Raw genomic sequence first — 12,717 nt, forward strand, 5'->3', positions numbered from 1 at the left:
CCCCGCTTCCGTCATCGCTGAACTGGCGGTTAGTTCTATGCGCGGTAGAATAGAAATTGTGCCTGCACCAAAAACCACCCCAACCCAAGCCCAAGATGTTTTCCGCCCGGTCTTCCTGCGCGGACTCACTGCGGTCGCCTACGCGCTGCTCTCGATCTTCTGGATCGGCGCGGACCAGAAGGCCCTGGCCTATTCAACGGCAGGGTTCCTCGTAGTCACCGGCGTATTCATGTGGCAGTACGTGGTGGTTGGCAGCGCCCCGGAGAGGTCCCGCGGCGCCTATGCCGCAGGCGCCGGACTGATGCTGCTGGCCGGCATCGCCACCATCTTCGCCACCTCGGTGGCGTGGATCGGATACATCGCGGCCTTCGCCTTCCTGGTCTCCGGCATTGCTGAACTCTACGTTTTCGCCAAGCTCCGCCACGCCTTCCCGCCATTCAGGAACCAGCTGGTCACCGGTGCTGTGGGCGTGATTTTGGCCATGGCGCTGTGCTTCAGCGGCGGCATGGATGCCCACGCGCTCTTCGGCCTGATTGGCGGCGGCACCATCGTCCTTGCAGTCTTCGAGCTGATTGCCGGATTCGGCCATCGCCACGAGATGAAGGCTGAAGCGCCCAACGCGGCCGATATGCCGGAGCAAGAAAACAACTAGTCTTGAAGTCTGCAGGAAAAGTAGAAACGGAGTTTCTGGTGGGAAACAATAAGAAGAAGCAGCCGTGGAGCCAGTCGATCAAGGGCCCACTGAGCTTCTCGCTGGCCATGGCGATCGTCGCGGGAGTCGTCGGCCTGGTCAGCTCCACCGGTGGATCGCAAAATCCGTTGCGTTTCGACATCGGCTTGGCTTGTTTCGGCATTGCCTTCATCGCCTGCCTTCTGGTCATCTCGGTGATGACCATGGCAGGCAAGGAGAATGATCCAGACCTGGGCAAGGGGACCGGCGTGAACCGATCCTCGGCCAACCCGGACAAGAAGTTTGAAGACTGATAATAAAGCTTAGCCAGAGATCACGCGCTGGGACTGTCCATTACAGATAGTCCCGGCGCGTTCCCGTTTGCGACAAATACGTATCAAGGATTTCCCGTGAGTAGCACCAGTACCACCCCGCCGGCCGGACGCACCCCTCTGGGCAAGCAGCTGTTGCGGCGCAAATCCATCAACGCGATGGCCAATGACGCTGCCAGCAACGCCGGGCTTGGCTCGCTGAAACGCTCGCTGGGTGTCATGCAGCTGGTGATGATCTCGGTGGGCGCCACTCTGGGGACCGGCATCCTGGTCATTCTCGGATCTGCTGTGCCGGTGGCCGGGCCAGCCATCTGGATCGCCTTTGTGCTGGCGGGCATCACCGCGCTGCTCTCCGCGGTATCCTACGCCGAGATGGCAGGCATGGTTCCGGTGTCGGGTTCCAGCTATTCCTATTCCTACGCCACCCTGGGTGAAGGAGTCGCATGGATTTGCGGCTGGTGCCTGGTTTTGGAATACGCAGTCTCCGCGGCGGCGGTAGCTGTCGGAGCAGGGGCCTACGTGAATCAGACCCTGCAGATTTTCGGCTTGTCGTTGCCCGATTCCTTGGCCGGAGGGCCCGGCGACGGCGGGGTGATCAACCTTTCGGCGTTGATCGTCGTGGTGCTGGCAACCGTTCTGCTGGTGCGCGGAGCCCGCGAATCCGCGATGGCCAATACCATCATGGTGCTGGTGAAAATCGCGATCCTGGTCTTTTTCGTGATCGTCGCCTTTACTGCTTTTAACGCCGGGAACTTCGCCCCGCTGCTGCCGATGGGCGCGGCCGGAGTCACCGGCGCGGCCTCGATGGTCTTCTTCTCCTACATTGGTTTTGATGCAGCCTCCACCGCCGGCGAGGAAGCGAAGAACCCGCAGAAGGACCTGCCGCGTGCCATCATGATCGCGATGGCTTTGGTGACCGCCATCTACGTGCTGGTAGCCGTTGCCGCGATTGGCGCCCGCGAGTGGAACTGGTTCGCCGACTCCGAAGCCGCCCTGGTGCAGATCGTCTCGGAGATCACCGGGCAGCGCTGGATGGTGCTGGCCTTCGCGCTGGCTTCGGTCATCGCCATCGTCTCGGTGGTGCTCACCACCCTGTATGGCCAGACGCGCATTTTGCTTTCCATGGGACGCGATGGCCTGGTTCCGCGCTTCTTCGCCAAGGTCTCGCGCAAGACGCACACCCCGGTGATTGGCACCTACGTCACCGGGCTGCTGGTCGCCATTGCAGCCTCGCTGATTCCGCTGGGGCAGCTGGCCGAAGCCACCAGCATCGGCACGCTCTTCGCCTTCGCGCTGGTCGGCGTATCGGTCATGTACCTGCGCAAGACCCAGCCGGATACTCCGCGCACCTTCCGGGTTCCGCTGTATCCGGTGACTCCGATCCTGGGCATTGCCGCCTGCCTTTTCCTGATGTTCAACCTGGCCGGTATCACCTGGGCGGTCTTCGGGCTGTGGATGATTGTCGGCGTCGGCATCTACCTTGGCTACGGACGCCGCCACTCGCGCTTGGGTGCACTCGATGCCAAGGCCTACCAGCAGGAGCTTGAGCTCTAGAACCGCCATCTACCGGAAGGCACGCGGTGCGCGGCTATGCTGTGGGTGGAAGAGCATCGCAGATTCATAGGAGCATCATGCAGCAGGATCCCATCAGCACCGCAGACCTGTACGACCAGCACGGCGAGTCCTTGCAGTCCGTCTCGGTCCAATTCCAGGACTTCGGCGGACGGCTGTCCTTCCACGGGCCCGCACGCACCGTGAAGTGCCATGAAGACAACGGGCTGATCAAGGAGATCCTCAGCTTCCCGGGCAATGGATCGGTGCTCGTCGTCGACGGCGGCGGCTCGCTGCGCTATGCGCTGATGGGCGACATGATTGCCGCCAGCGCTGAAGCAAACGGCTGGGCCGGAGTGATCATCCACGGCGCCGTGCGCGACCGGGCGGCCCTGGCGGAAATGGAACTGGGCATCAAGGCCCTGGGCAGCAACCCGCGCAAGACCGTGAAACGCTCGCATGGCGCAGTGGACGAAGTCCTGAGCATCGGCGACGCGAAGGTGCGCCCCGGGGCGATGGTCTACGCGGATATCGATGGAATCCTCATCGAGCAGTAGCCCGGTACAGGGCTACCGTTTCCGGTCTGCTGCGGGCTCCCATTCGGCGCGGAACTCCTCGGTGCTCAGATTCTCCAAGTCCTCGCGGATCTGCACGATCAGGCGTTCGGCTTCCTCCAAGCTGGAGGTGGTGAAGCGCAGCATCACCGAATCGTCCACGCGGGAATGGACCACGACCTGCGGCTCGTTGGCTTCGAACTCGCCATCGCCCAAAGTTGCCGAGGCGAGCGCGACCACCCAGCGTCCGGCCGCCATCAACGGGTTGCTGTGGGCGGCTTCCAAGCGTGCTTCATAGTCGTCCGAAGCATGTAATTCCTGTGACATGACCTGCCCTTTCAGCTGCTGCAACGCCGGTGTACCGGTGATCTGTTCATCATAGGGCTCAGGCCGGGTTAAAGGCGAGGACCTGTGCCCGCCCGCCGTGCCGGACCTGGGCGACGCCCGTAGCGGGCGGCGATGGGCGCCTTGGCGGGTAGAAGCCACGAAGCGGTGCTGCGGAATTTGCCGCGGCACCGCTTCGAGCAAGCACAGGGGAACCCGCCGGTTCGCTGCTCCTAGTTCTTGAGCCCCAGATCGCCGGTGCGGACCTTGGACGTTTCGCGCAGGCCCGCCGTGCAAAGGACCAGCACCAGGGCGGCGAAAGCAGAGTAGAGGCCAACGCCCAAGGGATTGCCGCCCATCGCCGCGAAGAGCGCGGCCGCAGCGGTCGCAGCGGTACCGCCGCCGAGTGCCGCGCCGGTCTGGTAGGTCGTGCTGATTGCGGACATGCGGGTTTTGCGAGGGAACTGCTCGGAGAGGAAGGCCGGGATGCATCCCTGCGGGGCAGCCATGAAGATATTCAGCAAGGCGTAGGCAAGGACCACCAGCCATCCGATGTGTGCGTCGACCATGGGGAAGAACAGGAAAAAGATGCCGGTGTAGATCGCGGTTCCCCAGCCGACGATTCTCTTGCGCCCATAACGGTCCGAGAGCGCGCCCATGACGGGCGCCGAGATGACGAAGACCGCCGCGCCGATTACCTGGAACAACATGGAAATGGTGGGGGAGTAGTCGCGCTGTTCCGCGTAAGTCACGGTGAAGATGGAACCGATGTAGGCAATGGTGTTGTAGCCGTAGGCAACGCCGATGGCCAGGAGGATCTGCCGCGGATGCTTGCGCAGGGCTTCAACCAGGGGAGCGCCCTGGGTGGGTGCCGCGGAGGGCTTTTCCTCCGGCATGCTTCTACGGGCGAAAAGCCCGACGATGACCAAGGCCCCACCCAGCCAGAACGCCACGCGCCAGCCATAGGAGAACAGCAAGTCCTGTGGCAGAAGGGTCAGCAGCGCGAAGACTCCTGACCCGAGCAGGCTGCCCAGGCCAATACCCATCGAGGTGAAGCTCCCGTAGAGGCCACGGCACTTTTCGGGGGCATTTTCAACACCTGTCAGCGAGGCGCCGCCCCATTCGCCGCCAGCCGAGAATCCCTGCAGCAGGCGAAGCAGCACCAGCAGGATCGGCGCAGCCACGCCCAGTGTCTGGTAGCTGGGCAGGCAGCCGATCAGGAAGGTCGAGGCGCCCATGATGCTCAGCGTGGTGATCAGCACCGTGCGGCGGGAATACTTGTCGCCGAAGTGCCCGAACACGATGCCGCCCAGCGGCCGGGCCAGGAAGCCGGAGCCAAAGGCCGCAAAGGCGATGATCGTTCCCACCAGCGGGTCGAAGCCGGGGAAGAAGAGCTTCGGGAAGATCAACGCGGCGGCGAGTCCATAGACGGTGAAATCATAGAACTCGAGGGCAGTGCCAAAGCCGGCGATCATGAAAATGCGGCGCGCGCTCATGACCGGCTGGGCAGGGGTTTGGATCGCAGTCATCATCATCCTTGGAGGCTAGAAGGTCAGCAGGCCGTTGCGGGCCGAGGCATCGGGATTGCCGGCGAAGTAGTTCAGCTCGAAGTTCTCGGTGTCGATTCCGATGCTCAACAGGGTCTCCCACTGTTCTATGGCAGGCTTGCCCGGCTCTGGGCGCATGCACAGCACGGGGGTTTCCCCGGTCCTGCTCGACAGGATGCCGGCGATCTCCTTGGTCGAGGCAGGATGGCTGCCTGCGGTCCGTTCGGCAAGATAGCTGTAGCGCTCGGCAGTGGTCGAGTCTGCGGGCATGGTATCGCCGGCAAAGAGGCCGTGATCCAGGAAATGGTTCGTGTGCAATGCCCATCCGCTCTTGGTGCGATTGACGATGCGGCGGCCGGTAGGGCTGAATTCGATGCTGGCGGCTTCTGGCTGCGCGCCGCCTTGCACGACGGTGAGGACGGTGGAGGCGCTGACCGCCACGCCCTCGGTGAGGTCGATGGCTTCGGCAATGCTGCCGGCGCGCTCCAGGATCGAGCGGGCGATGGAGTGGACCGGGACGCCGGCCCCGGCCTTGTCCGCCTCATGGGCGAGGATGTTGAAATGCACTCCCAGCCCGTCGGAATTCACGCCGATCTTTCCGCTGATGCCGAATTCGGTGAAGAGCTTCACCCGGCGGCCCTCGCGGCAGACGAGCTCGTGCAACAGACCGTCTGAGGCCAGATGCGGGTGCCAGTCCCAGGTTTGGAAGCTCGCAGGCGCGCCCTGTTCTGGAATGAATACTGCGGTAGAGCATTCTCCCTCCTTGCTCGGCGGCGCCGCGGCAAGGACTTCGGTGCGGGCATTGAGGGCCGCCAGCTGCCACAGGTCGATGCCCAGCGCTGCGGCCTGGGCCTCCAGCTCAACCGCCAGATTCTCATCCCATTCGCGCAGTGCCCCGTGGGTGTTTTCAGCGATCGTGCGGAACGTGGAGGAAGGAATCTGCATCCTGGAGAAATGCACGAGATAGTCGGCGGCATTGCGCTTAATGAGCGGACCGAAATTTGACGCGATGGCCTGGCCGCGTTCTGCGGGATCAAGCGTGGTGGTACGAAGCGAATGAAGTTGCACGGGGTTCCTCGGCTGGTCGGCGCAACCCAGGGGATTGCGGGCGGGGTTGTAAGCTGTGTTACACATTAAGGACATAAAACGTTTTATACAACAGGCGCAAACAAGTTTTGCCAATGTTGCCAATGACTAGGAAGAATGGCTGGATTTTTGTGATGGCAAGGGCCAGGAAGACCACAATTCACGACGTGGCGAAGGCCGCGAATGTCTCCGTTGCCGCGGTTTCATTTGCGTTGAACGGCAAGGGGACGTTGAGCGACCAGACGCGGGAGCGCATCATCGCCACCGCTGGGGATATCGGGTATCAAGCCGATGCGCTGGCCCGGGGGCTGCGTCGATCCCCGCTGGGCGCCATTGGAATAGTCAATCGATCGCTCGACCTGCTCGGCGAGTACTTTCTGCCCGGCATCGACGTCTTCGACCAGACGATCAGCACGCTCAGCGCCATGGCGCTCCAGCGCGGTATTGCTCCGATGGTGCTGCCGGACCTGACGGGGCCGAAGATCCCTGCAATTTCCCTTGCTCTGGACGGCTATATCGTCGTGTCCCCGCAAAGCAATGATCCAGTGATCGACTTGCTGGATAATCGCGAGATTCCGTATGCCTGCATCGGCAGTGATCCAGGAAGGAAGCACTTCAAGTCCTGGGCCTCAGACGATGACGGGGAAAGCTGCTTGCAGGTCATGGAGCACTTTCGCCGGCAAGGAGGCCAACGCCCCGCCTTGCTGCGCGGGGCCAATGAAAATTCATGGAATCTGAGCAGCGAGCAGGCCTACAGATCCTGGTGCAACGATCATGGCCTGGAGCCGAAAGTGCACATTCTCGATGAATCCAGCGGCGTTACCGGCGCTGCGGAGCTTTTCGGGTCTGTCTGGGACAACGGCGCGACGGACGCCATCTACGCGATGACAGCACGGCATGCCGTCGGTGTAGTGGCAGCGGCCTTGGACCAGGGAATCAATGTCCCCGATGAGTTGCTGGTTGCCACTGGATCGGATTCGGAGGCCGCGCGCTTTAGCCGTCCTGCCATCAGTGCCATCCAGTTGAACCCGAATGAGGTTTATGCCGATGCGCTGGATCTGCTGATTGAGCGCATGGAAGGGCAGGAACCGAGCGGGCCGATCTTGCGCAAGGCGCGATTCAGGCCCCGCAGTTCGAGCCTGCGGCGATGACCATCCAGCCAGGTGCGTCAGGATTGCTGCGACCCGCGCAATTTTCCCCGAGCGAAAGATGGAATCGACAGCCGTGCCCAGTGCGGAATTGCCACGGTTCCCGGGGAGCGGGGTGCCGGTCTAGGAAGACTTGCCGGCCTTCCTCGCCCGGTAGGCGCGAACGTGCTCGCGGTTGGCGCAGTTCCCGGTATCGCAGTACATCTTGGACCGGTTCCGCGACAGATCCAGCAGGGCATTCTGGCAGTCGGTGGAAGCGCAGATTCGCAGCCGCGCTTTGCCACCCGAACGAATGACCTCAGCCAGCGCCATGGCGGCGTCCACCGCGAGCCTGTCGTACAACGGGGTGCTGGTGGTGGTCGCGTGAAGGTGGTAGCCAAGGTTCTCGCTCTTGATCAATTGCGGCTGTGCATTGGCATTGCGCAGGATCTGGTTGACTCGAAAGACAGCTTCATCTTCGTTGCCGGTCCAGATGCTCTTGAGCTGGGAGCGCAGCTGGCGGATGGAGCGCAACTCCGACTGGTTGTGTGCCCGGGAGCCCTCGAAGTTTTCAGAGTCGAGGAACTCGTCCAGATCCGCGACGGTGGAGAGCATGTCGATAATCTGCACCTCGGTATTCAAAAGATTCACGACGGTCTTCAGCGAAGCTTCGATATCTGGGGCAAAGGTCATAATTCGTTCCTGGGCGGGATGTGGATTGACTGCCTCTCAAGCCTAACCGTATCGTCATGCCCATATGCTTTATTGGCCCTGCGCAGGGCAGAAAATTCTCCAAGAAAGTCATCACCGCCCATGAGCGAAACCACCGGTTCGCAGCTGCCTGCTAGCACCCGCGAGCCAGCTGCACGCAGTACCAGCCAAACCCGCGGAATCTGGATTGCATTAGCCTCCTCGGCCGCCTTTGGAATTTCTGGTTCCTTTGCCAGGGGCCTTTTCGAGGCAGGCTGGAGCCCCACCGCCGCGGTAGCTGCGCGCATGGCCGGGGCTGCAGTGGTGCTAGCCATCCCGGCGGCCCTGGCGATGCGCGGACGCTGGGTGCTGGTGCGCACCAATTGGCTCTCGATTTTGCTCTTTGGCCTCTTTGGCGTGGGTGCCTGCCAGCTGTGCTATTTCCTGGCCGTGCAGCGGCTGGATGTCGGCGTGGCATTGCTGCTCGAATATCTGGCTCCGGTGCTGATCGTGCTGGTGCTGTGGGCCAGGCACCAGAAGCGGCCCTCGGCAGCCACGATTGCTGGCACGCTATTGTCCCTGCTGGGCCTGGTGGCGGTCCTGGACCTGACTGGAACATCAAGAATTGATCCGATCGGAGTCCTGTGGGGACTCGGGGCAGCGGTGGGCCTGACCGTGTACTTCTTCATCAGCGCCAAGGTCGATGGCGCGCTGCCGCCGATCATGCTCTCCGCCGGCGGCATGGCTGTTGGGGCACTGTCCATGCTGCTGGTGGGGTCCCTTGGGGTCCTGCCGATGACCTTCGCCGCGGGCAGTGGGTCCTTTGCGGGATTCCAGGCGCCATGGTGGTTGGCCCTGAGCGGCCTGATCCTGATCGCGACGGTGTTTTCCTACACCACCGGCGTCATGGCGGCGAGGGAACTGGGTTCCAAGGTCGCCAGTTTCATTTCGCTGACCGAAGTGCTGTTCGCGGTGCTGTGGGCGTGGCTTTTGCTTTCGGAATTGCCGGGGCTGGTGCAGCTCTTTGGCGGTTTGCTGATCGTGGCTGGCGTGGTGCTGGTGCGCGTTGACGAATTGCGGGCCGTACGCAAGGAACGCTGAGCGGGTGCTGTCTTTGCGCTGACAGACAAGCCGTATGCGCGCAAAGGCAATCCATGGGGAGTGACCCGCGACACACTTGGACTATGGCGTCGTGGTCCACCTCGGGGTGGCCGGACGGAATGTAGAAAGAGGGGTTGGCATGGGCAAGGTGTCTGTCATTGTGGTCGGAGCAGGTTCAGCGGGATCGGTGGTTGCCCGGCGCTTGATCGATGCCGGCGCCGATGTGACGGTATTCGAGGCCGGGGGAGAAGACACCAACCCTGCGATCCATGATCTTTCGAGGCTAGGCGAGCTCTGGCACAGCCCGGACGATTGGGACTACTACACCACGCCTATGGAAGGCACCGCCGGCAAACGGGTGCACCTTCCGCGCGGCAAGGTCCTCGGCGGATCGCACGCGCTCAATGCAACCATCTGGGTTCGCTGCGCCCAACAAGATTTTGACGGTTGGGCAGAACACTGCGGGCCGGCCTGGGCTTGGGAGAATGTGCTGCCGATCTATCGGGACATCGAAGACTTCACTGGCGGAGCCAGCGACGTCCACGGGATCGGCGGGCTCATCCCGGTTGACAATGACTACGAACTTGATGAGATTCATGCGTCGATTATCAAAGCGGCCGAGCAATCCGGCGTCCCGTTCAACCCGGACTATAATTCCGGCGTTCTGGACGGCGTGTCCAAAGAACAGGTCAATATCGTTGACGGCCAGCGAGTGAATACGTGGAAGGCCTATCTGAAGCCGGTTCGTGGGCAGGCAACGATCATTACCGGCGCGGAAATCCATTCTGTGATTCTCCAGGACGGCACGGTCACCGGAGTGAATTACCGCCAAGACGGGCAAATGCACCAGCTGACCGCTGACCACGTCGTGCTCAGCGCTGGCGCTTTGGGTTCCCCGCAGATTCTGCTGCGTTCAGGAATCGGGGCCCCGAAAGAATTGGAACAAGCGGGAGTGACGCCGGTGCACGCGCTGCCCGGCGTTGGAAAGAACCTGCATGACCATCTGCTGGCTCCGGTGATCGCCAAGACCACGAAGCGCGATATTCCAGCGCCGCGTCAAGGGGTCTCGGTGTCGCAAACGCACCTTTTCGCGAAGTCTCGTGATGATCTTGACAAGCCTGATACCCAGCCAATCTTTTTTGCGGTCCCAATGTATTCACCGGGGATGGAACCCATCGAGGGCACCGCCTTCACCCTGCACTCCGGGATTGTCACCCCCTACAGCCGCGGCGAGCTCACCCTGAGCGGACCCGGGCTGGATGATCCGGTGAATATCGACCTAAACGCGCTGGCTGACCACCGGGACATGGGCGCCTTCCTGTACTCCATCAAGCAGTGCCGCCAAATGGTTGCCCAGGAAGCACTTGCGGAAATCTGGGGAGCGCAGGAAGTCTATCCCGGGCCAGATGTTCAAGATGACGGGCAACTGGAGGACTATATCCGCAACAACGTGGTGACCTACCATCACCAGGTCGGCACCTGCGCGATGGGCGTGGATGGACGGGCGGTGGTGGATCCCGAGCTCAAGGTGCATGGCTTGCGCGGACTGCGCGTGATTGATGCATCGATCATGCCCAGGATTACCACAGGCAATACCAACGCACCGTCAATTCTGATTGGGGAACAGGGCGCCAAGTTCATGCTCAAGGAACTCGGGCTTGCCTAGGCCCTGGACTTCCGCGCAGTGTGTCCTTGATCGAATATTCGGTTCCTGCTGGAATAGTTTCGTGGTGAAATGATATTTTGTAGGGATGAGCGACTTCCTGATTCCCCAGTTCCAGTGGAACTCCCTGAGCTATCTGACCTCGCGAGCAGGGCGGGTGGGCACCCAGGAGCTGACCGAGCTCATGGAATCAGAATCACTGACCCGCAACCACTTCATGATTGTCTGCGCGCTCGCCGAGTTCGGGCCGATGTCGCAAAACGACCTGGCAAAGCACGCGAACTTGAATCGTGGGCACCTGGTGGCCTACCTCGACGAACTAACTGAACACAAGATCCTCGAACGCAGCGTTGACCCAGTCGATCGACGCCGCAACATCATTGCCCTGACATCGGAAGGCAAGAAATTCACTGCACGTGCCACCGCTGCGGCCGAACGCAGCGAGGCAAAAGTCTTCGGCGCCCTTGACGCGCAGCAGCAAGAAACCTTGCGAAGCCTGCTGCAACTGGTAGCCCTCAAGGGTGGCGAGGCCCGCAAATGAAGCATCACGTCAAGGAAGTACTGAACCGTTCCGTGGCGTTGGCACCACCTACTCCCTCGGCCATCCCGGCTGCCAAGGCGGCGTTTGCGCTGAGCGTTCCTCTGGTGCTGGTCGCGATTACCGGGCATTTGGATTGGGCGATGTACGCGGCCTTCGGGGCATTCTGCGCAGTCTTCGGCCGCTATGATGGGTACGCTTCACGCTTCTGGCAGCAGCTGTCTGTCGGCTTGGTTCAACTGGCCGCTATGCTTCTGGGAACGTTCTTCTCGCTGATTCACGCGCCGTTCATCATCTGTCTCCTGGTGCTCGCGGTGATCGGGTTCGGGGCGAACTATGTCTCGCATGCGGCACGGTGGTTGCCGGCGGGTCCCATTTTTGCCGTCTTCGCGGGTGGAACCTGCATTAGCATTCCGGCCACCATGCACTCCTTTGCTGGCGTGCTCCTCGTGGGCGGCGGAACAATGGTCTTCAGCCTCCTGTTCATGCTGGGTCTCTCAGCGCGTCGGGCCAGCCTCTTGAATACTCTTCGCGCGGGCTGCTCCTGGACGCCCTCGCCGAGAGCGCTGCGGGAATCTGCGCAAATGGGCTTGGGCGTGCTGTTGGCAGGTGCTGCCGCCGAACTTTTCAATGGCGGACACTGGTACTGGGCCAGTCTGGGAGCCATTGCCGCGGTGACCGGAATCGACGCGTATTCCAAAGTGGCCCGTGGCCTGCAGCGCAGCGTCGGCACCTGTATTGGCGTGATGCTCGCCGCCGCGGTGCTCATCTTCGAACCACGAATTTGGGTCATTCTTGTCGTTGCGATTATCGGCCAGATCTGCATCGAATTGGTGATCCTGCGCAACTACGCCATTGGCATGGTCTTCATGACCGTCACCGCGCTGCTGATGGTTCACATGGTCAGCCCGGAGCCGGCATCCAGCTTGCTTCTAGACCGCGTGGCCATGACGGCATTGGGTGCTGGGGTTGGTGCCGTCCAGAGCATCGTCATCGGGATGCTTGCCCATCGACGTGTGAGTGCCAAGTAGCGCTGGCTTGCTGGTTTAGGCGGTGGTCTGACGGTCCTGATAATCGACCATGACCGCGCCATTAAGCCGGTGCGCATCGACAGAAATGCGCCGGGCCAGGCTCAAGTCCTTCGCTGTGATTCCTGTGTTCAGGCCGTGGGCCAAGCGAAGGGTTACGATGTCGAAGCGCCAGTCCACATGAGGGTGGACGTCGACCTTTTCCGCAAGCAACCCAACGAGCGTGATGAATTCCAGCGCGGTGCCAGTCGAATCAAAACGGTAGGAAGCAGTGAATGATTCCTTGCTTCGCTTCCACTCTTGAAGAGCGGCTAATCGCTGTTCCGGGGCAAGGCTGACCGGTGATTGAGCGCGGGAAATCTGTCGAATATTAGTCATGAGAGCATCTCCTTGTGAGGCGGAGTTTTATCCCATGGTGCAGGCCAGAGGCCGCCAGTATCATCTTCGCAGTAATTGCAGTGAAGGTACAGGGCGCACAGTGAATGCGCAGGCAGACCCGCACCTTG

General features: G+C 61.6%; 14 protein-coding genes. 9 read left to right on the forward strand and 5 right to left on the reverse strand.

What is annotated here, in order from left to right; translation table 11 throughout:
• The first annotated feature begins 58 nt into the window (after window positions 1-58).
• The 4 genes from AC6CHO_RS13785 (at window position 59) to rraA (ending at window position 3,110) form a co-directional block, all read left to right on the forward strand.
• A complete protein-coding gene (locus tag AC6CHO_RS13785; RefSeq protein WP_498215733.1) occupies window positions 59-652 on the forward strand; it encodes an HdeD family acid-resistance protein in 594 nt (197 codons plus the stop codon).
• 38 nt (window positions 653-690) lie between these two features.
• A complete protein-coding gene (locus AC6CHO_RS13790; RefSeq protein ID WP_236995204.1) occupies window positions 691-984 on the forward strand; it encodes a hypothetical protein in 294 nt (97 codons plus the stop codon).
• A 177-nt stretch (window positions 985-1,161) separates the two neighbouring features.
• Window positions 1,162-2,556, forward strand: a complete 1,395-nt coding sequence (locus AC6CHO_RS13795; RefSeq protein WP_498215887.1) for an amino acid permease — start codon at window positions 1,162-1,164, stop codon at window positions 2,554-2,556.
• Window positions 2,557-2,633: 77 nt separating this feature from the next.
• Window positions 2,634-3,110, forward strand: coding sequence for a ribonuclease E activity regulator RraA (gene rraA, locus AC6CHO_RS13800; protein WP_498215736.1), 477 nt, complete (start codon window positions 2,634-2,636; stop codon window positions 3,108-3,110).
• Between the two features lie 12 nt (window positions 3,111-3,122).
• Here the strand turns inward: rraA and AC6CHO_RS13805 are convergent, their stop codons facing one another.
• From AC6CHO_RS13805 to AC6CHO_RS13815, 3 genes are all read right to left on the reverse strand, one after another.
• Window positions 3,123-3,434 (reverse strand): hypothetical protein, encoded by a 312-nt coding sequence (locus tag AC6CHO_RS13805; protein ID WP_444661745.1) that lies wholly within the window; start codon window positions 3,432-3,434, stop codon window positions 3,123-3,125.
• A gap of 230 nt (window positions 3,435-3,664) precedes the next feature.
• Window positions 3,665-4,960, reverse strand: coding sequence for an MFS transporter (locus AC6CHO_RS13810; protein WP_498215738.1), 1,296 nt, complete (start codon window positions 4,958-4,960; stop codon window positions 3,665-3,667).
• Window positions 4,961-4,975: 15 nt separating this feature from the next.
• A complete protein-coding gene (locus AC6CHO_RS13815) occupies window positions 4,976-6,046 on the reverse strand; it encodes a C45 family autoproteolytic acyltransferase/hydrolase (RefSeq protein ID WP_498215740.1) in 1,071 nt (356 codons plus the stop codon).
• A gap of 185 nt (window positions 6,047-6,231) precedes the next feature.
• On the opposite strand from AC6CHO_RS13815, the gene AC6CHO_RS13820 reads away from it, so the two are divergent.
• Entirely contained in the window at window positions 6,232-7,215 is a 984-nt protein-coding gene (locus AC6CHO_RS13820) for a LacI family DNA-binding transcriptional regulator (RefSeq protein WP_498215742.1), read from the forward strand.
• Window positions 7,216-7,335: 120 nt separating this feature from the next.
• Here AC6CHO_RS13820 and AC6CHO_RS13825 read toward each other — a convergent pair whose 3' ends face one another.
• Window positions 7,336-7,884, reverse strand: a complete 549-nt coding sequence (locus AC6CHO_RS13825) for a CGNR zinc finger domain-containing protein (protein WP_498215744.1) — start codon at window positions 7,882-7,884, stop codon at window positions 7,336-7,338.
• A gap of 120 nt (window positions 7,885-8,004) precedes the next feature.
• On the opposite strand from AC6CHO_RS13825, the gene AC6CHO_RS13830 reads away from it, so the two are divergent.
• The 4 genes from AC6CHO_RS13830 to AC6CHO_RS13845 all read left to right on the forward strand — a co-directional run bounded on the left by AC6CHO_RS13830 (window position 8,005) and on the right by AC6CHO_RS13845 (window position 12,214).
• A complete protein-coding gene (locus AC6CHO_RS13830) occupies window positions 8,005-8,982 on the forward strand; it encodes an EamA family transporter (RefSeq protein ID WP_498215746.1) in 978 nt (325 codons plus the stop codon).
• Between the two features lie 139 nt (window positions 8,983-9,121).
• Window positions 9,122-10,648 (forward strand): GMC family oxidoreductase, encoded by a 1,527-nt coding sequence (locus tag AC6CHO_RS13835; RefSeq protein ID WP_498215748.1) that lies wholly within the window; start codon window positions 9,122-9,124, stop codon window positions 10,646-10,648.
• A gap of 85 nt (window positions 10,649-10,733) precedes the next feature.
• The gene (locus AC6CHO_RS13840; RefSeq protein ID WP_444661752.1) at window positions 10,734-11,186 is read left to right on the forward strand and encodes a MarR family winged helix-turn-helix transcriptional regulator; all 453 of its coding nucleotides are present in this window, start codon (window positions 10,734-10,736) and stop codon (window positions 11,184-11,186) included.
• Window positions 11,183-12,214 carry an FUSC family protein gene (locus AC6CHO_RS13845; RefSeq protein ID WP_498215750.1) on the forward strand — a complete coding sequence of 344 codons (1,032 nt, stop codon included), beginning with the start codon at window positions 11,183-11,185 and terminating at the stop codon, window positions 12,212-12,214. Before AC6CHO_RS13840 ends, AC6CHO_RS13845 begins: the two co-directional genes overlap by 4 nt.
• A 15-nt stretch (window positions 12,215-12,229) precedes the next feature.
• Here the strand turns inward: AC6CHO_RS13845 and AC6CHO_RS13850 are convergent, their stop codons facing one another.
• Complete coding sequence (locus AC6CHO_RS13850) at window positions 12,230-12,589, reverse strand: 4a-hydroxytetrahydrobiopterin dehydratase (protein ID WP_498215752.1); 360 nt, start codon at window positions 12,587-12,589, stop codon at window positions 12,230-12,232.
• Window positions 12,590-12,717: the final 128 nt, after the last annotated feature.

The organism is Glutamicibacter sp. GQ173, from assembly GCF_059759215.1.

What these genes read in the sequence shown, in the direction of transcription:
- AC6CHO_RS13795 (WP_498215887.1), top strand. Translation starts at nt 1,162, where the DNA reads ATGGCCAATGACGCTGCCAGCAACGCCGGGCTTGGCTCGCTGAAACGC.
- rraA (WP_498215736.1), top strand. Translation starts at nt 2,634, where the DNA reads ATGCAGCAGGATCCCATCAGCACCGCAGACCTGTACGACCAGCACGGC.
- AC6CHO_RS13805 (WP_444661745.1), bottom strand. Translation starts at nt 3,434, where the DNA reads ATGTCACAGGAATTACATGCTTCGGACGACTATGAAGCACGCTTGGAA.
- AC6CHO_RS13810 (WP_498215738.1), bottom strand. Translation starts at nt 4,960, where the DNA reads ATGACTGCGATCCAAACCCCTGCCCAGCCGGTCATGAGCGCGCGCCGC.
- AC6CHO_RS13825 (WP_498215744.1), bottom strand. Translation starts at nt 7,884, where the DNA reads ATGACCTTTGCCCCAGATATCGAAGCTTCGCTGAAGACCGTCGTGAAT.
- AC6CHO_RS13830 (WP_498215746.1), top strand. Translation starts at nt 8,005, where the DNA reads ATGAGCGAAACCACCGGTTCGCAGCTGCCTGCTAGCACCCGCGAGCCA.
- AC6CHO_RS13835 (WP_498215748.1), top strand. Translation starts at nt 9,122, where the DNA reads ATGGGCAAGGTGTCTGTCATTGTGGTCGGAGCAGGTTCAGCGGGATCG.
- AC6CHO_RS13840 (WP_444661752.1), top strand. Translation starts at nt 10,734, where the DNA reads ATGAGCGACTTCCTGATTCCCCAGTTCCAGTGGAACTCCCTGAGCTAT.
- AC6CHO_RS13845 (WP_498215750.1), top strand. Translation starts at nt 11,183, where the DNA reads ATGAAGCATCACGTCAAGGAAGTACTGAACCGTTCCGTGGCGTTGGCA.
- AC6CHO_RS13850 (WP_498215752.1), bottom strand. Translation starts at nt 12,589, where the DNA reads ATGACTAATATTCGACAGATTTCCCGCGCTCAATCACCGGTCAGCCTT.